21 protein-coding genes are annotated in these 21,441 nt (G+C 36.7%); 18 read left to right on the top strand and 3 right to left on the bottom strand.

Annotated elements, in window-relative coordinates; translation table 11 throughout:
* Positions 1 to 182: 182 nt before the first annotated feature.
* From ACFO3P_RS15025 to ACFO3P_RS15015, 3 genes are all read right to left on the bottom strand, one after another.
* Positions 183 to 551, bottom strand: coding sequence for a helix-turn-helix domain-containing protein (locus ACFO3P_RS15025; protein ID WP_332094471.1), 369 nt, complete (start codon positions 549 to 551; stop codon positions 183 to 185).
* Positions 552 to 715: 164 nt separating this feature from the next.
* Entirely contained in the window at positions 716 to 1,027 is a 312-nt protein-coding gene (locus tag ACFO3P_RS15020; protein ID WP_256705166.1) for a helix-turn-helix domain-containing protein, read from the bottom strand.
* Positions 1,028 to 1,193: 166 nt separating this feature from the next.
* A complete protein-coding gene (locus tag ACFO3P_RS15015) occupies positions 1,194 to 1,586 on the bottom strand; it encodes a helix-turn-helix domain-containing protein (protein ID WP_042529646.1) in 393 nt (130 codons plus the stop codon).
* 260 nt (positions 1,587 to 1,846) lie between these two features.
* On the opposite strand from ACFO3P_RS15015, the gene ACFO3P_RS15010 reads away from it, so the two are divergent.
* The 18 genes from ACFO3P_RS15010 to ACFO3P_RS14925 all read left to right on the top strand — a co-directional run bounded on the left by ACFO3P_RS15010 (position 1,847) and on the right by ACFO3P_RS14925 (position 21,393).
* Positions 1,847 to 2,563: a FadR/GntR family transcriptional regulator gene (locus tag ACFO3P_RS15010; protein ID WP_042529648.1), complete on the top strand. Its 717-nt coding sequence runs from the start codon at positions 1,847 to 1,849 to the stop codon at positions 2,561 to 2,563.
* 246 nt (positions 2,564 to 2,809) lie between these two features.
* Positions 2,810 to 3,826 carry a TRAP transporter substrate-binding protein gene (locus ACFO3P_RS15005; RefSeq protein WP_379542500.1) on the top strand — a complete coding sequence of 339 codons (1,017 nt, stop codon included), beginning with the start codon at positions 2,810 to 2,812 and terminating at the stop codon, positions 3,824 to 3,826.
* A gap of 51 nt (positions 3,827 to 3,877) precedes the next feature.
* A complete protein-coding gene (locus tag ACFO3P_RS15000; protein WP_256705163.1) occupies positions 3,878 to 4,360 on the top strand; it encodes a PPC domain-containing DNA-binding protein in 483 nt (160 codons plus the stop codon).
* A 108-nt stretch (positions 4,361 to 4,468) separates the two neighbouring features.
* Positions 4,469 to 5,389, top strand: a complete 921-nt coding sequence (locus ACFO3P_RS14995) for an NAD(P)-dependent oxidoreductase (RefSeq protein ID WP_379542498.1) — start codon at positions 4,469 to 4,471, stop codon at positions 5,387 to 5,389.
* Entirely contained in the window at positions 5,386 to 6,669 is a 1,284-nt protein-coding gene (locus tag ACFO3P_RS14990; protein WP_379542496.1) for a TRAP transporter large permease, read from the top strand. The genes ACFO3P_RS14995 and ACFO3P_RS14990 overlap by 4 nt, the downstream gene beginning before the upstream one ends.
* Positions 6,670 to 6,687: 18 nt before the next feature.
* A complete protein-coding gene (locus ACFO3P_RS14985) occupies positions 6,688 to 7,200 on the top strand; it encodes a TRAP transporter small permease (protein ID WP_379542495.1) in 513 nt (170 codons plus the stop codon).
* A 33-nt stretch (positions 7,201 to 7,233) separates the two neighbouring features.
* On the top strand, positions 7,234 to 8,625 hold the full coding sequence (locus ACFO3P_RS14980) for a four-carbon acid sugar kinase family protein (protein ID WP_379542494.1): 1,392 nt from the start codon (positions 7,234 to 7,236) through the stop codon (positions 8,623 to 8,625).
* Between the two features lie 24 nt (positions 8,626 to 8,649).
* The gene (locus ACFO3P_RS14975; RefSeq protein ID WP_379542493.1) at positions 8,650 to 9,288 is read left to right on the top strand and encodes a class II aldolase/adducin family protein; all 639 of its coding nucleotides are present in this window, start codon (positions 8,650 to 8,652) and stop codon (positions 9,286 to 9,288) included.
* 550 nt (positions 9,289 to 9,838) lie between these two features.
* Complete coding sequence (locus ACFO3P_RS14970) at positions 9,839 to 10,552, top strand: GntR family transcriptional regulator (protein WP_289585013.1); 714 nt, start codon at positions 9,839 to 9,841, stop codon at positions 10,550 to 10,552.
* 691 nt (positions 10,553 to 11,243) lie between these two features.
* Entirely contained in the window at positions 11,244 to 12,719 is a 1,476-nt protein-coding gene (argH, locus tag ACFO3P_RS14965) for an argininosuccinate lyase (RefSeq protein ID WP_379542492.1), read from the top strand.
* Positions 12,720 to 12,751: 32 nt separating this feature from the next.
* Positions 12,752 to 13,753, top strand: a complete 1,002-nt coding sequence (locus ACFO3P_RS14960) for a TAXI family TRAP transporter solute-binding subunit (RefSeq protein WP_379542491.1) — start codon at positions 12,752 to 12,754, stop codon at positions 13,751 to 13,753.
* Between the two features lie 42 nt (positions 13,754 to 13,795).
* Positions 13,796 to 15,736 carry a TRAP transporter permease gene (locus ACFO3P_RS14955; protein WP_379542490.1) on the top strand — a complete coding sequence of 647 codons (1,941 nt, stop codon included), beginning with the start codon at positions 13,796 to 13,798 and terminating at the stop codon, positions 15,734 to 15,736.
* Positions 15,733 to 16,818 carry an NAD/NADP octopine/nopaline dehydrogenase family protein gene (locus ACFO3P_RS14950; RefSeq protein ID WP_379542489.1) on the top strand — a complete coding sequence of 362 codons (1,086 nt, stop codon included), beginning with the start codon at positions 15,733 to 15,735 and terminating at the stop codon, positions 16,816 to 16,818. Before ACFO3P_RS14955 ends, ACFO3P_RS14950 begins: the two co-directional genes overlap by 4 nt.
* 488 nt (positions 16,819 to 17,306) lie before the next feature.
* On the top strand, positions 17,307 to 17,618 hold the full coding sequence (locus ACFO3P_RS14945) for a PTS sugar transporter subunit IIB (protein ID WP_379542488.1): 312 nt from the start codon (positions 17,307 to 17,309) through the stop codon (positions 17,616 to 17,618).
* A 3-nt stretch (positions 17,619 to 17,621) separates the two neighbouring features.
* Complete coding sequence (locus ACFO3P_RS14940; protein WP_379542486.1) at positions 17,622 to 18,863, top strand: PTS sugar transporter subunit IIC; 1,242 nt, start codon at positions 17,622 to 17,624, stop codon at positions 18,861 to 18,863.
* A 19-nt stretch (positions 18,864 to 18,882) separates the two neighbouring features.
* Positions 18,883 to 19,227, top strand: a complete 345-nt coding sequence (locus ACFO3P_RS14935) for a PTS lactose/cellobiose transporter subunit IIA (RefSeq protein WP_379542485.1) — start codon at positions 18,883 to 18,885, stop codon at positions 19,225 to 19,227.
* A gap of 11 nt (positions 19,228 to 19,238) precedes the next feature.
* The gene (locus ACFO3P_RS14930) at positions 19,239 to 20,684 is read left to right on the top strand and encodes a glycoside hydrolase family 1 protein (protein ID WP_379542484.1); all 1,446 of its coding nucleotides are present in this window, start codon (positions 19,239 to 19,241) and stop codon (positions 20,682 to 20,684) included.
* Positions 20,685 to 20,757: 73 nt separating this feature from the next.
* A complete protein-coding gene (locus ACFO3P_RS14925; RefSeq protein WP_379542482.1) occupies positions 20,758 to 21,393 on the top strand; it encodes an HTH domain-containing protein in 636 nt (211 codons plus the stop codon).
* Positions 21,394 to 21,441 lie beyond the last annotated feature (48 nt).

Genomic DNA, 21,441 nt, shown 5'->3' with positions numbered 1-21,441 from the left:
AATTTAATATACGTATGTTTTTTATGTGAAGTGGTAATCATCTGTCATTTACTGGTACATTCCGTGTCATTCAGTGGTAAAAACTATGTCAGAGGTGGTACATTTCAATGGCTGTAATCAGTCTGTATTCCAATGCCTTCGCATTAAAAGTAGACTCTTTTATTATCTGTATATAACACACGTTATTTATCATCAATCGCTAACTCATTCTGCAAAAAATCCCAAAAACGGCTTAAACGCTCTGCATTCTCCATAGGATTTTCACCAATCTTTTCAAGAAGCTCTAACTCCTTCATTCTTTGTATAGCCCTCAATTCAGATTCATTCAAAGCCAAATCATCAGAAACGGAATAGTAGACAGGATGCTGAGGAGTATCTATTTTACCCAATAAATAATCAATGGATACCTGAAAGAATTCCGCAATCTTATAAAGTGTCTCTAATGAAGGTTCGTTTCTGCCTTGTTCATAATAACCATACCCGCTTGCTGACACATTCAATTTCTTAGCTACCTCTTCTTGACTATATCCGTGTTCAATACGAAGGTCTATTATTCTTTCACTAAATACATCTATATATAAATCCCCTCCTAACTATCAGTAAAATTTTACTTTCACTTACTTGATTCCATTGAAACAAGTTTTCTATTGAGTGTAACTGGCAGAGCAGAGTTTGAAATCATTTCATTGAAATCACCAGATTCTCTTAAGCACCTCTATTCCCTCACTATCTCCAAAAACTCATTCAATTTCCTCCGAGCTTCCGGACTCAATGTTTTCACCGTATTAATAAGCAGAATTAAATCATCCGGCATCTCTTCTAATTCCGATGCGAAAAAGCTTGAAAGATTGGTATCAAGTGCTTTTAATATATTTTCTAGCATTTCTATATCTGGTTTTGAGCGCCCATTTTCAAATTTACTTATATATGATTGTGAAACGCTAACTTTATCAGCGAGTTCTTGTGTAGACATATTTTTTGACTTCCGAAGTGCTCTTAATTGTTTGCCAATTTTATTGTTATTCATCGTACCATGCCCCTTTTAGAATCGTCTAACTGCTAAATTAACTAAGAAAAAGAAAGGAGACAATATTTTTTTAGAAGCATAGTAAGTATAGAAGTAAAAAACGAGTCTGCATCCAAATATCTTCCTATTAAGAGCGGGCTCGTTTCATTATCAATAATAACTTGCTTTATTTTTCATCAATTGCTAACTCTGTCTTTATAAATTCCCAACAGCGGTTTAACCGTTCTGTATTTAATTTAGAGTTTTCACCGACTTTTTCAAGAAGATTTAATTCCTTCATTCTTTGAATAGCACTTAATTCCGACTCATTCAAAGTTAGTTCATTGGAAATTGGATAATAGACAGGATGTTGAGGAGTATCTATTATGCCTAATAAATAATCAATGGATACTTGAAAGAAATTAGCAATTTTATAAAGTGTTTCTAATGAAGGTTCGTTTTTACCTTGTTCATAATAACCATATGCGCTTGTTGTTAGATTCAGTTCTTTGGCTACATTCTCTTGCTTATATCCAAGTTCAACTCGAAGGTCTATTAACCGTTCTTTAAACACGTCCATGTATATATTTCCTCCTTACTATTAGTAAAATTATATCGTCATAAAAGGTTTATTTTTTCTTGAACAATAATTAATTGTTTTTATGTATATACAAACAATATTTGTTTGCGTATAATGAATTTTAATAGTTAGAATAGTTAGTTGATATTGAGCTACTCTGTGTTGAGATAAAAGGTTAGTAGAGTAGATAAAAAAATTTAAATACATAAGCTCTCAAAGGTCAGACCATGAGACATACTACCATTAACAGGAGAAAACCAATGAAACCACTATTTGAAAAAATACCGCAACGAGATTCGATACGTGAGATTATAATGAATCAGTTTACGAAAATGATTAAAGAAGGGGAGCTGTCCATAGGTGATAAAATCCCTCCTGAACGAAATCTGGCAGAACAGTTTGGTGTCGGGAGGTCGACGATCCGAGAAGCGATTAAAAGTATGACTTCCATGGGATTGCTTGAAGCAAGGTTAGGGGAAGGCACCTTTGTGCGAAAAGTGGATTCGGATGATATTAAACAACAGCTGCAATGGGGACTATACCTTGATCCGGTCCCTTTTAACGAATTGATTGAATTAAGAAAGGTTTTAGAACTGGAAACTGTGAAGCGGGCTGCTTTAAACCGGACAGCAGAAGAGATCATCGAATTAGAATCCTGGATTAATGAAATGAAGCAAGAAGGAAAGGTACATCACAATAAGAAAAATGATTTGATGTTTCATATGACTATAGCTAAGGCGAGTAATAACAAAATGATTTATAATCTGCTGGATTTAATTCGAATGTCGCTGGAAGAATGGTTTGAAAATGTACTGAAGAATCCCGAGCATGTGAAGAACTCGATTGCGGAGCATCAATTGATATTAGAAGCAATTATACAACAGGATGTTGCGCAGGCGGTAAAGGTGATGGAAGCACATCTGGAACGCGGCGAACAGAGGTTGTTTGAGCAAATTAATCAAAATAAGGATGGCTAAGTAATCAATCTATGATTTATCACGGAGAAGCGTTCGTAAAACTCCTGCCTTCAAATAAAGAGTAAACACAAATTTATTTTGGCGGGAGATAACTGACGCTAACTCTCTGAATCACTTAGGCTAATTCAGTGGAAGAAGAACAAACACTCCCACTGAATGAAGTTTCGTTTTATATCCTTAAAGGGGGTGATGCAAAGCTATATTGTCTGGAAAATAAAAAATGCAAAAGGGAGGGAAATACGTTTCATGAAAAAACTCATTTTTATTTTAGGACTGTTTACTGTTCTCGTCATGTATGGCTGCGGAGGTTCCAGCAGTGAGACGAATGCGGAAGAAGAAGTAGTAGAAATCAGTATTGGGCATGTTGGGGCACCGGTCAGTCCGCAACAAGGGGCAGCAGATATCTTTACGGAATTGGTAGAAGAAAAGACAGGCGGCTCCGTCGAAATTAAAATCTATAATTCATCCCAGCTCGGTGACGAAAGAGAGCTTGTGGAAGGGGTGCAAATGGGAACAATCGATGGAGGGATTATTTCCGCAGGCTTGTTTGCTTCCAGCTACAATGTCATGGAAGCGTTTGAAGTACCGTTTTTATTTGAGGATACCGAGCATACGTTGACGGTTAATAATGGAGAGATTGGCAGAGAAGTCTTGGATAACCTTGAAGCAAACGCAGGATTGAAAGCCCTTTCTTTGTGGGAACATGGATTTAGACAGATTACGAATTCAAGAGGTCCTATTGAAACACCGGAGGATTTACAGGGGCTTAAAATAAGAAGTCCGGAAGTACAATCGTACAGCGTTGCTTTACAGGAATTTGGAGCGAACCCGATTCCACTGTCTTTTTCAGAGTTATATGTAGCGATGGACAGGGGAGTAGTAGACGGCCAGCATAATCCGTTAATGCATATTGAAGGACAGCGGTTCTATGAAGTACAGGATTATCTGACAGTCATGGATTTTGCTTACACACCCAATGTACTGGCGTTGAGTGATTCGATATGGGAGCAGCTGTCAAAGGATCAGCAGAATGCATTGGATGAAGCGGCATTAGAAACGGCAGAGCTTTGGGCAGAAGAAGCTGCCGAAGAAAATGAAGAAATCCTAACCGAATTAGAAGACAAAATAGAAATTATTCATAAGGAAGATTTGGATTGGGAGGCGTTTAAACAAGTTGTAGAGGACGTTTATCCAGTCTATGAAGAAGAGTATGGCAGCGAATTTGTTCAATTCTTAGAAGAAGTACAAGCTGCAGCAAATTAAATAGACATGATTTTATCAGAAAATAAATTGCTAGAAAGGATGTATCACATAATGAAAGAAACAAGAGTACAGTATGCAACTGGAGAAATTGGTAAAACCGTAGCAGGGAGATTATTGCCGGGAACGGATTTAATTACTGGGATCGAAGAAATCTGTAAAGCAAATGATATTACGTATGCGTCTATTGCCAATTGCTTTGGCAGTTTTCAAGAAGCGGCCTATATGTATCTCGTTCCGCAAGAAGAATCTGTCGTCGGTGCCGGATATGGCGAATTATTTGTGGCAGACGGTCCAGTCGAGTTTTTAAATGGTACGGGCGTTGTGTGTCAGCGAGACGGAGATTATGACACACATTTTCACGCTACGATGTGTGATAAAGAGGGAAAGGTATTCGGCGGGCACATGGTGAAGGATAAAACACCAGTTCTGACAACTGTTGATCTGGTCATTAATGAAGTGAAACATGTGCATATGTATCGTGGTTATGATAAAGAGACAGAGCTAATTCAATTTAATCCGAAAGCAAAAGAATAGATGGCTAAAATAACACATTAAAAAAGACATAGCCATCTGAACCAAGAACATCTCCGACAATGTTGTTCAGATGGCTATGCAAATCAATTTATAAGGAGATTATACGATATGAATAACAAAAATTCAATTGGTTTCATCGGTTTAGGTGTCATGGGTTTCCCCATGGCCAGCAATTTATTACGGGCAGGTAAAAAACTGGTCGTTTTTGATATTAATGCTGAACAGGCGGCGCGGCTTCCATATCAAGAGCGTGTGACCATTGCATCCTCGAAGGAAGAATTAGCAAAACAGGTTGATATGGTACTGCTTATGCTGCCAAACAGTCCCCATGTGAAAGAAGCAGTGACTGGAGAGGGCGGGCTAATAGAGAGTTTGCCGGCTGGAGCTTTACTTATTGATATGAGCAGTATTTCTTCCACGGTTACAAAGGAAATCAATAAAAAGCTGGAGGAAAAGAACATCGACATGCTCGATGCGCCTGTCAGCGGCGGCCAGAGTGGAGCTATGAATGGAACATTGACCTTTATGGTTGGAGGAAAAAAAGCGAATTACGATAAAGCACTTGAATTGCTGCAAATCATGGGAGAAAAAATTATTCATTGCGGGGAAGTTGGGAGCGGTCAGACAGTGAAGATTGTTAACCAGCTGATGTCCGCAGTAAACCTGGTCAGCATGTCAGAAGGATTTACGTTAGGCGTCAAAGGAGGCGTTGATCCGGAAATTATGCGTGAGGTTATTTTGAATGGCTCTGGAAGATGCTGGGCGCTTGAAGATAGAATGCCGGTTATTTTAGATCGGAATTTTGAACCGGGCTTTACGATCGATTTGCATACAAAAGATATTTCCTTAGCACTGGAAGTGGGGAAAGAACTGCAGGTACCGTTATATGCCACCTCGCTCGTCCATGAATTGTTTAAAACATTGCAGGCGAAAGGGGAAGGCGGGAAGGATAATTCCGCAGTGATTACGTTATACGAAGCGTTAGCAGAAACGGAAGTAATCAAACGGAATAAGGCGGTAATACAATGACTTCGGCCGTCGTTTTATTTGTATCTTTTCTTATCTTTTTGCTGCTGGGAATACCAGTCGCTTTTGGGCTCGCAGGAGCCTCTATCTTATCCTTGCTGATGATAGATTCTGGTATGATGACACAGGTGTTTTCAAAGATGTTTTCTGGTGCGAATTCCTGGCTGCTACTAGCCATCCCGTTTTTTATCCTTGCCGGTAATATCATGGAAAAGGGCGGTGTAACCAGACGTCTGGTAGATTTTGCAGATGCGCTTGTCGGATTTCTGCCAGGCGGTCTCTCAGCAACAAATGTGACGGCCAGTATGTTTTTCGGAGGAGTCTCTGGTTCTGCTGTAGCTGATACGTCTGCTACAGGAACGATACTAATCCCGGCGATGGTCAGGCAGGGCTACAGCTCCAAGTATTCAGCAGCCATTACAGCTGCTTCATCGCCTATTGGGATTATTATACCGCCAAGTATCCCGATGATACTATGGGGCTTCACTGCCGGTCTTTCGGTAGCAGATTTATTTTTAGCTGGTATCGGAGCGGGGGTTCTAGTAGGTGTTGCTTTATTAGCAGCGTCTACGATGGTTTCTATAAAAAGAGGGTATAAGTCATCCATTCCTTTCTCATTTAAAAATGTATTTGGGAAAGGAAAAGAAGGTATTTTAGCCTTGGTCACTCCAGCGATTATCATTGTTGGGATTATTACCGGGATTGTTACCCCAACGGAAGCGGCAGTTGTCGCTGTGCTTTATTCGATGATACTTGGTTTCTTCGTTTATAGAGAATTAAAAATCAAGCATCTGAAGGATATTATTATTAATTCCGGCAAAATGACGGCAACGGTCATGATGATTATTATTAGCGCATCCGCATTTTCTTACTTGTTGACTATTAACGATGTACCGAGCAATTTGGCTGGTTTTGTGATTGACATGAATCTATCACCCTTTTTGCTGATGCTTATGTTTATATTGTTATTCCTGTTTTTAGGAATGTTCTTGGATGCCAATGCAGCTATTATTATGACGGTTCCTGTGATTGCTCCGGTAATTGTCGCGTCTGGAATCGACCCGATTCATGCCAGCGTTGTATTAATTGCAACATTAGGGGTAGGATTGCTGACTCCTCCTGTAGGCTTATGTACGTATGTAGCAGCCGGGATTGCGAATTTGAGGTTTGACGAACTGATGCGAGATCTTGTTCCGTTTGTTATCGTGTTATTAACATGCGTTATTCTCATGCTCGTATTTCCGCAGATTATTACATTTATACCGAGCTTATTAAATGGATAGAGGAGAGGTGAAATTTACATGTTGTTTTCAAAGGTAAGTAAAGGCTTGGACAGACTGTGCATGCTCCTGTTAGTTGTAATTACAGCAGTAATGACAGGCAGCCTGGTCATCATGATTTTTGGCAGGAATTTCTTTAACACATCCTTTGCATCCTTGGAAGAAATCTCAAGATATACATTTGTATGGCTGACTTTTATCGGTGCAGCAATTGCTTTTAAACGAAAAGAGCACATGGGGATGGATTTTATCGTCAGTAAATTAAGAGGAAAAGCAGCAAAATATGTGGAAGCCCTGCAGGATATTTTTGCGCTGATTCTATTTGCTCTGTTTATCTATTATGGAGCCGAGTTAGCGATACTTAATATGAATGTAGTCAGCCTTCAATCAGGGATTCCCATGGGGTATGTCTATTTCATCATTCCGATATCCGGTTTCATTATGGCAGTACATGCCATAGATCATATGATAAAAAGAGCGAATAAGAAAGATAGTCATTATGAAATAGTAAATAATGAAGCGTCTTCTATATAGGAGATAGTATATTCCTGATGGAGGGATTGACAAATGCAGTTAGAAGAAAGACTCTTAAGCTTCTATGGGGATGATTTTACAGGTTCAACTGATGCAATGGAGGCATTGACACTTAGCGGTTTACGAACCATTTTATTTTTGGAATCGCCTACAAAAGAATTGCTTAATGAAAAGTTTACAGATGTACCATGTATCGGAGTTGCTGGAACCAGTCGAACAATGAGTCCAGAGCAGATGGAGACAGATTTGAAGCCAATATTAAAACAAATCCAAGAACTCGGTGCATCGATTAATCATTATAAAATATGCTCCACCTTTGATTCTTCCCCGTCTGTGGGGAATATTGGGAAGGTACTGGAAATGATTTTAGAAATAAATCATACGCAAGCTGCTGTCCCCGTCATTGCAGGAGCAACACCTTTACAGCGTTATACCGTGTTCGGCAATCATTTTGCCAGCGTGGATAGTAAAACGTTTCGTCTGGATGAGCACCCTGTGATGTCGAGGCATCCAATTACACCGATGCAGGAAGCTGATTTAATCAAACATTTGAGTAAACAAACGAGTTACCCGGTTGACTTGGTAGATGTTTTATCCATGGATGATCATTTTACCGAGCTTGAAGCAACGGTGGAGCGAATCGTTACAAAACAAAAACCAAAAGGACTTCTATTTGATATGCTGACAAGCAATCATTTAACGAAAATAGGAAAGTTTATTTACGAAGAATCTAAAGAGAAGCCACTATTTGTCATAGGCTCCTCTGGAGTAGAATATGCGCTGACGAATTATTGGAGTTCTATGCAGGGCCTGAAGAAACAGGAAGCTAACGTGGATAAGATAAATAAGACAGAAAAAGAGCAGGTATTGGTTGTTTCAGGAAGTTGTTCTCCAATTACTTCTGAACAGATTAAACATGCTTTAGACAATGGGTTCACTGGTCTAAAGGTTTCTCCTGTTAGATTGATAGATCCGAAAACAGGCTCATCCTATTTTAATGACCTTATGAATACAGTTACGGAATTGATTAATGCAGGGGAGAACGTCATCGTTTACTCAGCACTTGGATCGGATGACTCATCGATTGAGGAAACAAGGGGATACCTGCAATCTATCGGTGCAGAACCTACCAGCAGCGGCCAGCTGCTAGGCGAGCAGTTTGGAAAATTAATAAAGAAGACAGTGGAACTTACATCCTTAAACCGCATTATCATTGCTGGAGGAGATACATCAAGTTATGCGACACAGGAAATGGGTATTTATGCATTAGAAATGATACGCAGTGTCGCTCCAGGTGCGCCTCTTTGTAAATCGTATTCAAATACGCAACGATTTGATGGATTAGAGATAGCCTTAAAGGGAGGTCAGCTGGGCAAAGTCGATTACTTTTCTAAAGTGCATCTGGGAAGCAGCATAACTGTATAGAGGAGATGATTGGAGGGAGGATTAATGGATATAGAATCAAAAATCATTCATACCGGAAATGAATTACTGCAGAAGCATCTCACATGGGGAAATTCCGGAAATATGAGTGTCCGCAACAACGAAAATCAAATGATTATAACTGGTTCAGGGACAAATATGGGCAGTCTGACAGAAGGTGATTGTGTTCTTGTTAATATCGAAACACAAGAATGGGAAGGGACAAGGAAACCTTCTAAGGAAATACCAATGCATCGCGCAATATATAGGAATCGGCCCGATGCCAATGTGGTTATTCATGCATCCCCGTTTTGGTCAACGCTCGTTGCTTGTTCGGAACAAACCATTGAATCGAAGCTATTTATTGAATCGATGTATTATCTTGAGAAAATAGAAGAAGTCGCATATTTTCATCCGGGCAGTACAGATTTAGGAGAAGAAGTTGGAGAAGCGGCTAAGAAGGCGAATGTTCTATTTTTGAAAAATCATGGGATTATTGTTTTCGATGATAGTGTGGAAGAAGCGGTGATGCGGTTGGAGACGTTGGAGTTTACGTGTCGGATGATGGTTATGGCTAAGGCTTCGGGTGTGGCGTTTAGCGTGTTGTCGGAAGAGGTTGTTGAGGACTTTTTGGAGAATTCGGGGTATAAGAAGAGAGTGAAATAGGTTTATACTGGTTTGGAGGGGCTACTCATTCTGGCTTTTTTGCTGGGGTGGGTAGCTTTTTTAAAAATAAAATGATGAACAGAAACATATGATATCCCAAATTATCTAAAAGTATTACATATGTAGGTTTAATTTCAGCCATTGTAGATTTAATGAATAATTAGTTAATCTAATAGAATCATTCATTTTTCTCTATAATTGGTAATTCTAAAGTATAAGTTTACTATACCTATTATTATGGAAGCTTAAGGTCAAAGAACGATGCTAAGAAAAATTATTTTCCATAGGAGAAGCAAAATCAAAAAATACCCAACGCGTTGGTTAACCTTTCTTAAAGTATAGTTTATCTAGGGGGAGGTATTTTTCTATATTCTTAGCTATTAATCGTTTACAATACTGCCTTTCTTTTTTGACGGTAGAACAACAAAAAAAAGAACATCACAAAAAATTCTAATAATAAAAATGTTGACAAAGCTTTCAAACAATATTAATATAAGTATCAATTGTAAGGACATGATAGACAATATATGAAAATAGGACAGTTGATAAAATGAGAGATTTTCTTAATAAAAATAGTAGCATCCCATTATATTATCAAGTTAAAGAAGTTATAAAAGAAAAGATAAAATCTGAGGAATGGAAAAATGATGAAAAAATACCAAATGAACTGGAGTTAGTAGAACAATTTAACGTCAGTAGATCAACAGTTCGACAGGCTATTTTGGAGTTAGTGAACGAAGGGTTATTGACAAGAAAAAAAGGGCATGGTACTTTTGTGAAAAAACTCCAACATGAAGGTAACTTTATGACTTTTTCTTATCCTGATGAACTTGGAAAAAAGCACATTCCAATTAGCGCCAAGGTTATAGAAGGGCCATTAGAATATTTGCATATCTTTAAGTTATATAACAGTAAAAAAATAAATGAAATAATTCGTTTAAGGTATTTTAAGGAAGATCCGGCTATTATTGAAAGAACTTATCTTCCCTATTATCTTTTTCCAGATATTTTAAATAAAGATATGGAAAAACCTATATACGATACTGTTATAGATGATTACAAGATTAATATAATTCGTCATAAAGTTTATATAGAACCAATATTACTTGATGAGTATGATGCTAATCTGTTAGGAGTTGATTCAGGTCAGCCTGCCTTAAAAACAACAAAGATATGCGAAACTTCAAACAACTTGCCAATATTGTTAACTATAAGTATCTTTAGAGAAGATAGAAGTAAATTATTTTTTCAATATGATGTATAGAAATGAAGATATTTTTTATTTTTCTATACATGTACGTACATACTGACATGAATCCTTCTTTCTAGGTTTATATATTCTTAAGTACATATAAACCTAGAAATAATTCATCTTTTGTATGTACGTACATACTAACATGAGAGGGGGAGAATGTTTCAATTGGATGCTTTAGAAAATTGAAAATGCTTATTTATATTAGAATTACTTTTAATTTTCCTTACATCCATTGATACAGTTAAAAAGGGGAAAGAAGTAGACCCTAATGTTAATATATAAAGTTATGAATTTAGTAATTTAATGAATAATTGTAGTAACTTTATATAATTTTATAATTTATTGTAAGCGCATACTGAATTGTGAGATTCCTATAAAAATTATTTGTTAAAAAGGAGGTGTTTAAAATTACAAATACAAAATTAAATGGCTTAAAAATTTGTATTATAGGTGCGGGCGATGGTGGTTTAGCAGCAACCACACATTAACCTTACGAGGACATAAAGTTATATTAGCAGAATTAAGGAGAGAGGAGGAATACACCATGAAACATTAGAAAGCACTGGATTAAAAGGTGAGTTTACTACAATCTATAAAGTAACAACAAGTGTTGCTGAAGTAAAAAATAGTATTAATTGTCACATCTTCTTTTCCTCATAAATAAATTGCAAACACTTTCTGATAAGGAGGAATTTTTGTAATGAGAGAACGCCTAAAATCAAATTTATCAAATAATGTCGTCACGCATCTTTTTGCACCATCCATAGAAACAGAACAGTACCGTTCGTTTGAATCGATGATGGAAGTAAATAAAGCACATCTAGTTATGCTAATTTCAGAAGGTATTATAAAATTTGAAGTTGGTAAAGAAATTATGGATTCATTAGAAGAAATCGGTGAAGCTGGTCCGGAGAAACTGGAAATCGATCCGAATCTGGAAGATTTATATTTTAATATAGAAGCAGTCCTGATTAATAAGGTAGGTAAAGAAATTGGCGGTCAGTTACACACAGGAAGGAGCAGAAATGATTTATATGCGACCGTACTTAGATTAAATAGTCGGAAGGCTGTGCTCGAAATCTGTCATTTGTTGATTGAGCTTCGTTATACGCTCCTTACGCTTGCTGAAAAGTACAAATATGTTGTGATGACAGCTTATACGCATATGCAGCCAGCTGAACCGATAACATTAGGACATTATCTTTCGGCAATGCTTTATGCGTTAGATAGAGATTTTAGCCGATTCATAGCTGCTTTTCATCGTACGAATTATTCTCCTTTGGGAGCGGGAGCTACGGCATCAACGACATTTCCGATTAATAGGAAGCAGACAGCAAGATTGTTAGGCTTTATCAATCCAATGGGGAATTCGTTGGACGGGATTGCTTCTCGTGATTATTTGCTGGAAATTGTATCTGCAATGAATATCTTTGCAAACAATATGAGTCGTCTCAGTCAGGATTTGTATATATGGTCGACAGATGAATTTGGACTTGTTGAAGTGGATGATTCTGTAGCTGCGAGCAGCAGTATTATGCCGCAGAAAAAGAATCCAATTACATTGGAACATATTAAAGCAAAGTCTGGACATGTGCTGGGCGGATTAGTTTCTATGACAAGCATTATGAAGAACACGCCATATGGACATTCACGGGACTTGGCAGGGGAGAGTCACAAAGGATTTTGGGAGGCTGCTTCTGAAATAAAGGCAGCTGCTGTTTTAATGAATGAAACGCTTGATACAGTAAGTTTTAAAGAAGAGCAAATGATAAAAAGAGCGAAGAATAATTTTTCCACTGTCACAGAATTAGCCAATGTACTGGTAAGGGAAGGGGGGATTTCTTTTCGTGAAGCGCATCAGATTGTTGGCCAGCTTGTTAGCGAAATGATAGAAGCGAATACACCAGTCACTAAAGTTACATCAGAAGTAATCCGAAAAATTTCTTATCAACTATTAGGAAAAGAACTCGTTATCACAGAAGTTTCTATTAATAAAGCACTAGACCCAGCGGAGAATGCAAAGGCAAAAAATGCAGAAGGCGGTCCTGCACCAAACACTGTAGAATTGCAATTAGAAGCAATGAGGAATAAGCTTCATAAAGATCGTAAATGGTTAGAAGAGCAATATAAAGTTATAGAAGAGCGAAAAGAAGATTTATCGAATTTCATAAAATAACATTTTCATTAACTTATAGGAGGTCAATGTGTATGTTTAAAATATTGAATATTATTAAGGTTATGATTATTATTTGTGTAATTCTTGTTTTTGCTTATGGATGCTCAAATGATGAAGCAGATGGATCAGGGGATAGTTCTAACCTATTATTAGGTACTTCCAGTCAAGGAGGAACCTATTACGTTTGGGGAGGTGGCTGGGCAGATATTATCGGAAATACACTTCCGGAAGTAGACGTGTCTGTAGAAGTATCAGGTGGTCCAGCTTCGAATATTCAATTGATTCAGAGTGGAGAGATGGATTTAGGATTTGTGACAACATGGTTGGGCGCAGAAGGATATAACGGCGAGGGATGGACGGATGTAGAACATGATAAGATTCGCAGCATGTTTATCATGTATCCGAGTGTAATGCATATGTACTCTCTGCAAGGAAATGGAATTGAGACAATAGCAGATTTTAGTGGAAATCATGTTAGTACTGGACCGCCAGGAAGTACAAGTGCAGAGGCGGGAGAAATATTGATGAATGCACTTGGTATTGAACCAGGCAAAGTAAGTAATATACCAACCAATACAGCCGTTGACGGGTTAAGAGATGGAACAAATGATGCGGGGTTTGCCATCACGGGAGTACCAGGACCTTTTATGTTGGATTTAGAAACAACACATGATGTTCAGCATATAGGTTTATCTGATCAAGAAATGGAAACAGTTTTATCTGAAAATCCATATTGGGATTCTATCGTTATACCTGAAGATACCTATCAGCATTTAGAAGAAGATATCTCTGTAGTTGCTTTCTGGAATTTAGCTGTTGCATCGGAAGATTTATCAGAAGACTTAGTATATGACTTGGTGAAAACAACTTTTGAAAAACATGAAGAATTATTAGCAGTGGATCCGACAGCAAAAGATACCATTGCGGAGAATATTACGTATAGTACAGTTCCGCTTCATCCAGGTGCTATAAAGTACTATGAAGAACAGGGGATTGATATACCAGATGATCTTATCCCTCCAGAAATGAAATAGGGGATAAAATGATATTCAATTCTGTGGTAACAGGAGGTATATATGTCTAATAATTCAAAACCTGAGAATACCGAAGTAGAAGTGAAAAGTACAAAAAGAAGTCTACAAGGATATCAATTGAAAGTGTTTATTACAATCGCATCCTTTATGTCATTATTTCATCTTTTTGTATTGGGATTTTACCCTATTACACCATGGGTATTATACACTGTCCATGTAGGGTTGGGAGCGATATTGGTTTTTTTAGTCTATCCTTTTAAAAAGTCAACCAAAAGTGAAAACGTAACCATCGTTGATCTATTACTGATTTTATCTGTTATCTTTGCAGGAACCTATCTTATATTGGAAATGGATCAGCTGATATATCGGATTGGTGTGGCACCAACTAATTTAGATTTAATCGTCAGTATCTTGTTAATTGGAGTTGTTTTGGAAATAACTCGAAGAACAACGGGATTTATCTTACCAATTTTGGCGATACTTTTTATCTTATATTCTTATTTCGGTGCGTATTTTCCCGGGATTTTAGAACATAGAGGATATGGATGGGATAGAGTTCTAAGTTATCTGATTAGTTTGGAAGGTATATTTAGTGTTCCAATTGGTGCGTCTGCGAGTTTTGTATTCCTATTTATCCTGTTTGGAGCTTTCTTGGCTGAATCTGGAGGGAGTAAATTCTTTATTAATTTTGCAATTGGAGCAACAGGAGGAAAACGGGGAGGCCCAGCTAAAGCAGCAGTATTATCCAGCGCACTATTTGGGTCTGTATCTGGAAATTCTGTAGCTAATGTTGTTTCTACGGGTGTATTTACAATTCCTTTAATGAAGAAAATTGGTTACTCGCCGAGATATGCAGGGGCGATTGAGTCGGTAGCTTCCACGGGTGGTCAGATTATGCCTCCGATATTGGGTTCAGCAGCTTTTATTATGGCACAGTTAGTAGGAGTTGCTTATTTAGATATTGTGGCAGCCTCTGTTATTCCTGCGCTATTATATTTTGTTACTGTCATTATTATTATCGACTTACAAGCTGCGAAGTTAGGTTTAAAAGGGATGCCAAGCCATATGCTTCCGAATTTAAAGCAAATCATCATCAAAGAAGGCTACCTGTTTATTCCATTGCTAGTCTTAATATTTGTAATGACTGTATTAAAAGCAAGTCCGATCAAAGCAGCGATTTGGGCAATCGCATCGATTATCGTGGTTACTATATGGAGAAAGAAAACGAGATTAGGGCCTAAAAGGATTATTAAAAGTCTATCTAATGGAGCAGATTCTGCTTTGGGTATGATTGCTGCCTGTGCAACTGCAGGTATTATTATCGGTGTACTTAATTTAACCGGAGCAGGCTTAAAATTTGCATCACTAATTATTTCTTTTTCAGGAGGGCACCTGTCAATTGCACTTGTTCTAACCATGTGCGCAACGATTATTTTAGGGATGGGACTGCCGACAACAGCAGCTTATCTAATTACTGCTGCAGTTGTTGCACCAGCATTAATTCAAATGGGAGTCGATCCGATCGGTGCGCATATGTTTGTATTTTACTTTGCATGTTTATCTGCTTTCACGCCACCTGTGGCATTGGCAGCATATGCAGCAGCTGGAATTTCCCAAGCTAAGCCAATGCAAGTTGCTATGACGGCAATGAAAGTTGGTATTGTAGCATTTATCATTCCGTTTGTTTTTGTTTATGGTCCGGCTATTCTTTTGAATGGTTCGGTTATGGAGATTATTCTTGCTACAATCACTGCTTTAGCAGGTGCTTTTATGTTAGCGAGTGCAGTAGAAGGATGGTTTTTAGCAGCAAAAGCATCCATTGTTGTAAGAATTTTATTGATTAGCAGTGCTTTAATGATGATTATTCCTGGTATTTTAACAGATATCATTGGGATTGCAATTGTAGTATTGGCTGTTTTTTATCAAATTATTGTTAAAAAGAAAAGAACACATATAAAACAAGAAGAGGAGAATGCGATATGAAATTTACGATTATTGGAGCTGGAAATGGTGGACAAAGCATGGCGGCTCATTTAACTTCTATAGAACAGGATGTCATTTTATATGATGTGCAAACGGATTTGATTGCAGCGATTAATGAGCGTGGTGGAATCAAAGCGGAAGGTGTAGTGGAAGGTTTTTTTGCAAGTGTAGAAGCAACCACAGATTTAGAGAAGGCTATGAAAGATACAGACGTCATTATGGTGACAACAACCGGACCAGCTCATAAACATGTTGCAAAGGCTATTGTTCCATTTTTACAAGATGAACAGACGATTATGATTTTACCGGGGTATTGGGGAGCACTTGAGTTTAGAAATGTCTTCAAAGAGGCCGGTTGCGAAAAAAATGTATATGTTGCTGAAACAGAGTCACTTATCTACACCTGTCGTTCCATTGAACCGGGATATGTCCGTATTAGAAAAATAAAAGAAGGATTAGAATTTGCAACGCTCCCAGCGGTGGATGGAGAAAAAGTAAAAAGTCAATTGATGGATGTTTATCCGCAGCTCAAATTGACGGATAGCGTGTTAACCACAACTTTAAATAACACAAATCCTGTTTTTCATGTGCCAATTACATTATTTAATGCGGGCAGAATTGAAGCAGAGGGAGACTTTTACTTTTACCCGGATGGAGCAACCCCTTCCATTGTTCAAATCATGGAAAAATTGGAAGAGGAGAAAAGACAGATTGCTGAAAAACTGCAAATAGATCTAGCTACCTGCCAAGATTTGCTCGCACGTTTCTATCAAGTAGAGGAAAAAAGCTTGTACGAAGCTCTTCAAAAAAATCCTGCTTATCAGACAGGAAAAGCACCCACAACGCTAAACTATCGTTATATCTACGAGGATATCCCGTATGGGCTGTATCCGCTGGTAAAACTGGGTGAACAATTAGGGGTAGAAATGAAAACAGCCAAGTTGCTCATTGAAACGGCTGAATTATTGGTTGATAAGGATTTACACAAAGATGGGCTGGAATTATCTGATTTAGGTTTAGCTGATATGTCAGGCGATGAGATGAAGCAATATTTGATTGAAGGGGTGAAGCAGGGAGTTTAAAGGTATGAAGTGTGAGGGAACGACTTAGAGATTAGAGTTTGTTTTAGTTGATTGATAGTAAAAATATTTTTTAGGCACCTGGATTGGATTTGATCTGGGTGTTTTTTTGTGTTTACTTAATGAACCTTTTAACGAAAGTTGGGAAGTTTATTTTGGATAAATGTAAAGAAAAGCCATGACTTTATTTTCAAATTAAATCAATACGGAATTTATTTGATAACAATAGGCTGTATATTTTTTGTTTTTAAAATACACTTTCGGAATTCTGTGTAAATAAAATAATTCATCCAAAAAATTCCATCTTTCGTTTTGATTACAGTGATGAGGGCGCAAAAGAGGTGTTTTGTTATGGAGAGAAAAGTGAGGCATATAGACTAAATTTATTTCATATTCAAGTTATTTTCCTATCAGTAGGAAAAATATAAGTTTGTAAGCGAATTCAGGTAGATATAAGATAAAAGTAAGAAAAGAGAAAGGGGAGGTTAATTATGAAAAATATATTTTTAGTTTGTGGTTCTGGAGCTTCAAGTGGATTTATGGCAGCTAAAATGCGGAAAGCTGCAAAGAAAAAAGGGGAAGAGGTAACAGTTAAAGCTGCAAGTGAATCTCAATTAGATAACGTAATTGACCAAATAGATTATCTATTAATTGGACCTCATTTGGCATATAAGGAGGATGAAATTAAAGAGAAAACACGAGGGAAAAATGTAAAGGTTGCCATCATTCCTCAAATAATCTATGGATCATTAGATGGAGAGAAAGCTTTGGATTTAGTTCTAAGTTTGGAAGAGAGTGGATAAATAATGATGGAAAAAATAATGAACTTTATGAGTAATAACTTTGCTCCTCGAGTAAATAGGATTGTTGCAAATCCGTGGGTGTCTGCCATTCAAAGTTCAATGCTTACTGGTTTGCCATTAGTATTTGTAGGCTCTTTAATTACTATTATTTCTATATTAAATAATTTCTTTGAATGGATGCCCGACTTGTCATTAATGAGTACATTCTCGTTTGGAATGTTTGGCTTAATTATTGCTTTTTTTATTCCCTACTTTGTGATGGAGAATAAAGGTCATTCTAATAATAAACTGGTTTCTGGAGCAACATCATTAGTTTTATATTTATTGCTTTTGTTCCCAGAAATTAATGATGGGCAAATTACATTTAGCTTGTCACGCTTTGGTATTGAAGGAATGCTAGTAGCTCTTGTTACAGGTTTATTTGTGGCAGTTATAATGAATTTCATGGCATCGAAATCATTTTTTGATGAAGATTCCGCTATTCCTGATTTTGTAGTTAGCTGGTTTGATAATCTTCTACCAATTACATTTATTCTTTTTGTTGGCTGGTTGGCTACAATTCAATTTGGGATAGATTTATTCCAAGTTATCCAAGCTATTTTTCAACCAATTGCTGGTATTGTTTCAACGTATCCTGGGTTTGTTTTATCCGTGTTTATTCCAGTATTTTTATACTCATTTGGGATTTCAGCATGGGCAGTTTTCCCAGTATTTTATCCGATGTACATGGCAAACTTGGCAGATAATATGGATGCTGTAGCAAGTGGTGGAGTTGCAACTAATATTGCTACCCAAGAAACACTATATGCTTTAATTTCTATCGGAGGGGTAGGTACAACATTAGCGTTAGCAATAATGATGGCATTCATAAGTAAATCACAACAATTAAAGGCGATTGGTAAGGCAGTGATTGTTCCATCTGTTTTTAATATTAACGAACCAGTGGTATTTGGAGCACCAATTGCATTTAATCCATACTTAATGGTCCCTATGTGGATAAATGGTTTACTTGTTCCAACTATTGTATACGGTATTATGTCATGGGGCTGGGTCGCTGTTCCTTCGTCAACTTTCTTGTTGTGGTATATGCCTTATCCGATTGCTTCCTATTTTGCTACGCAAGATGTAATGGCAATATTCTGGTGTATTGTGATATTGATCATAACGTGGGCCGTATACTATCCATTCTTTAAAGTATATGACAACTCTTTACTAGTAAAAGAGAAGGAAGAAAATAATCAATAATAAAGGGAGAAATTTGGTTATGTCAGAAAATGATTATAATGAAGAAATTGATGAGTTAACGCAAGTATCTATGAATATCTTAATGCATGCTGGAAATGCACGTGATAATTTAGTTAAAGCGTTTGAAAGCATTCATAATGAAAATTTTGAGGAAGCAAATGACTCTTTAAAAAAAGCTAGGGAAGAAATTACAACTTCTCACGGAATTCAAACGAATACTTTACAAAAAGAAGCATCAGGAGAACAAATTAGATATTCAACGTTATTTGCTCATGCACAAGATACAATGATGACTGCGCAAAGTGAAATATTGATTGCCGAAAATTTATTGAAAATTTTCGAGAAAATAATGAAAAAAATTTAGGAGGGTTTATAGTGTTAAAAAATTATCAGATACCAAAAGATTTTCTATGGGGCGGAGCGATTGCGGCAAATCAAGCAGAAGGTGCTCATGATATAGGAGGAAAAGGTAAGAGTATAGCAGATGTCCATAAATATTACCCTAATAAATCTAATTCAGAGATTCAAATGGAACAACAGAATGGTATGACAGTATCTCAAATTGAAGATAATTTGGCTGATAAAGAAGGTTATTATCCTAAAAGGCATGGTATTGACTTTTACCATACGTATTATGACGATTTAGCGCTACTCGCTGAAATGGGATTTAAAAATTTCAGAACTTCCATTGATTGGACAAGAATCTTCCCTACAGGTGAGGAGGAAGAGCCGAATGAAGAAGGACTTAAATTCTACGATAAGCTGATTGATAGAATTATTGAATTAGGTATGGAACCAATTATTTCAATCTTACACTATGAAACACCAATTAATATATCTTTAAAATATGGTGGTTGGCACAATCGGAAAGTGGCAGATTTGTTCTATAAATACGGTAAAGTAGTATTGGATCGTTATAAAGACAAAGTGAAATACTGGATTGTCATTAATCAAATTAATCTAGTTGGTTTTGAGCCATTTAATTCTACAGCGATACCTTATGATGCCGTTGATAATTATGAAAAAGCAACATATCAAGCAATTCATAACCAATTTGTTGCCAGTGCAAAGTTGAAAAAATATGCTGAAGTTGTTAATCCTGAAATGCAGATTGGGACAATGGTTTCTGATGTAACTGTTTATCCGGCTTCATCCAAGCCAGATGATGTTGAGCTGGCATTTAAGAAAAATCGTATGGAGTATTATTATACGGATGTGCAGTTTTTTGGAGAGTATCCTCAATATGCATTAAATTATTTTAAAGAGAATAATATTCATATCGATATAACTGAAGAAGATAAACAAATATTAAAAGAAAACACAATTGATTATTTAGCGATTTCTTATTACTATACAGACACAGCGGATGCTTCGAAAAATACACTGAAGCAAACATCAACAACTCCTAACCCTAATGTAGAATCAAGTCCATGGGGATGGGCAATTGATCCGCAGGGATTGTATATTTCTCTTTCGACTTTCTGGGATCGTTATAAAAAACCGCTCATGATAGCTGAAAATGGTTTAGGTATGTACGATGAGATTGAAGATGGGAAGATTCATGATGATTACCGAATTGAATATCTTTCTGCTCATTTATCTGCCATGAAAGAAGCAATGTATGATGGAGCTGATATCTTTGCGTATTGTGCCTGGGGCCCAATTGACATTGTAAGTTGTTCATCTGCCCAAATGAATAAACGTTATGGGTTTATACATGTAGATTTGGATAACGAAGGTAACGGTTCAGGAAAAAGGATGAAGAAAGATAGCTTTGACTGGTATAAAAAAGTGATTGAAACGAATGGAGCAGAGTTATAATAAATTGTAAAATAAAAGTAGGTTATTGTTTTCAATAATCTGCTTTTATTTAATTCAAGGAGATTGAATGAAAGTGAATAAAAAGCAGAGAGAATTATTGGATATATTGAGCGAAAAAAATGATGAGTGGGTTAATTCTAAAGATCTGGCAGAATACTTTAATTGTTCAACTCGAACAATTAGAAACTATGTTTCAACAATTAACAGCGAATTATCGCATGTAATTGAATCAAGTAATATTGGTTATAAGCTTAATAAAAATGCTTTACGCAAAGATCAACAGAATTTAAGTGAATCGAAGTTAAAACTCAATGATCGTAAATCAAGAATATTCTTAGAAATGCTTAAAAATTCATCTAGTGGAATTGATTTGTTTGAACTAAGTGAAAAACTATTTATTTCAGAATCGACGTTAAAAAATGATATTCAAGAGTTGAAACAAAGTCTTCCATCACAAACTCTTAGAATTACAATTAAAGGTGATTTAGTAAAACTTGAAGGATCGGAGCATTCAAAAAGAAAATATATGGTAGATCTATTATATGATGAGGGTAATTCTGTTTATGATGAACTAAAATCAAGTATTGAACAAATGATAGAAGATATATCTTTAGATGAGATTAAAAATATTATTCGCTCTACCTTATCAAACTATAATGGACCCAAGAATCTAGACACGAAAAAAGGAGATGTTAAGGTAGGTATATGAAACGAAAAAGATATACAGCCGAATTTAAATCACAAATCGTGTTAGAAG

The sequence above is a fragment of the Oceanobacillus aidingensis genome (assembly GCF_042654105.1).
Classification (GTDB): Bacteria; Bacillota; Bacilli; order Bacillales; family Amphibacillaceae; genus Oceanobacillus; species Oceanobacillus oncorhynchi.
This window is presented reverse-complemented; position numbering and strand designations above follow the sequence as displayed.

What these genes read in the sequence shown, in the direction of transcription:
- ACFO3P_RS15020 (WP_256705166.1), bottom strand. Translation starts at nt 1,027, where the DNA reads ATGAATAACAATAAAATTGGCAAACAATTAAGAGCACTTCGGAAGTCA.
- ACFO3P_RS15015 (WP_042529646.1), bottom strand. Translation starts at nt 1,586, where the DNA reads ATGGACGTGTTTAAAGAACGGTTAATAGACCTTCGAGTTGAACTTGGA.
- ACFO3P_RS15010 (WP_042529648.1), top strand. Translation starts at nt 1,847, where the DNA reads ATGAAACCACTATTTGAAAAAATACCGCAACGAGATTCGATACGTGAG.
- ACFO3P_RS15005 (WP_379542500.1), top strand. Translation starts at nt 2,810, where the DNA reads ATGAAAAAACTCATTTTTATTTTAGGACTGTTTACTGTTCTCGTCATG.
- ACFO3P_RS15000 (WP_256705163.1), top strand. Translation starts at nt 3,878, where the DNA reads ATGAAAGAAACAAGAGTACAGTATGCAACTGGAGAAATTGGTAAAACC.
- ACFO3P_RS14995 (WP_379542498.1), top strand. Translation starts at nt 4,469, where the DNA reads ATGAATAACAAAAATTCAATTGGTTTCATCGGTTTAGGTGTCATGGGT.
- ACFO3P_RS14990 (WP_379542496.1), top strand. Translation starts at nt 5,386, where the DNA reads ATGACTTCGGCCGTCGTTTTATTTGTATCTTTTCTTATCTTTTTGCTG.
- ACFO3P_RS14985 (WP_379542495.1), top strand. Translation starts at nt 6,688, where the DNA reads ATGTTGTTTTCAAAGGTAAGTAAAGGCTTGGACAGACTGTGCATGCTC.
- ACFO3P_RS14980 (WP_379542494.1), top strand. Translation starts at nt 7,234, where the DNA reads ATGCAGTTAGAAGAAAGACTCTTAAGCTTCTATGGGGATGATTTTACA.
- ACFO3P_RS14975 (WP_379542493.1), top strand. Translation starts at nt 8,650, where the DNA reads ATGGATATAGAATCAAAAATCATTCATACCGGAAATGAATTACTGCAG.
- ACFO3P_RS14970 (WP_289585013.1), top strand. Translation starts at nt 9,839, where the DNA reads ATGAGAGATTTTCTTAATAAAAATAGTAGCATCCCATTATATTATCAA.
- argH (WP_379542492.1), top strand. Translation starts at nt 11,244, where the DNA reads ATGAGAGAACGCCTAAAATCAAATTTATCAAATAATGTCGTCACGCAT.
- ACFO3P_RS14960 (WP_379542491.1), top strand. Translation starts at nt 12,752, where the DNA reads ATGTTTAAAATATTGAATATTATTAAGGTTATGATTATTATTTGTGTA.
- ACFO3P_RS14955 (WP_379542490.1), top strand. Translation starts at nt 13,796, where the DNA reads ATGTCTAATAATTCAAAACCTGAGAATACCGAAGTAGAAGTGAAAAGT.
- ACFO3P_RS14950 (WP_379542489.1), top strand. Translation starts at nt 15,733, where the DNA reads ATGAAATTTACGATTATTGGAGCTGGAAATGGTGGACAAAGCATGGCG.
- ACFO3P_RS14945 (WP_379542488.1), top strand. Translation starts at nt 17,307, where the DNA reads ATGAAAAATATATTTTTAGTTTGTGGTTCTGGAGCTTCAAGTGGATTT.
- ACFO3P_RS14940 (WP_379542486.1), top strand. Translation starts at nt 17,622, where the DNA reads ATGATGGAAAAAATAATGAACTTTATGAGTAATAACTTTGCTCCTCGA.
- ACFO3P_RS14935 (WP_379542485.1), top strand. Translation starts at nt 18,883, where the DNA reads ATGTCAGAAAATGATTATAATGAAGAAATTGATGAGTTAACGCAAGTA.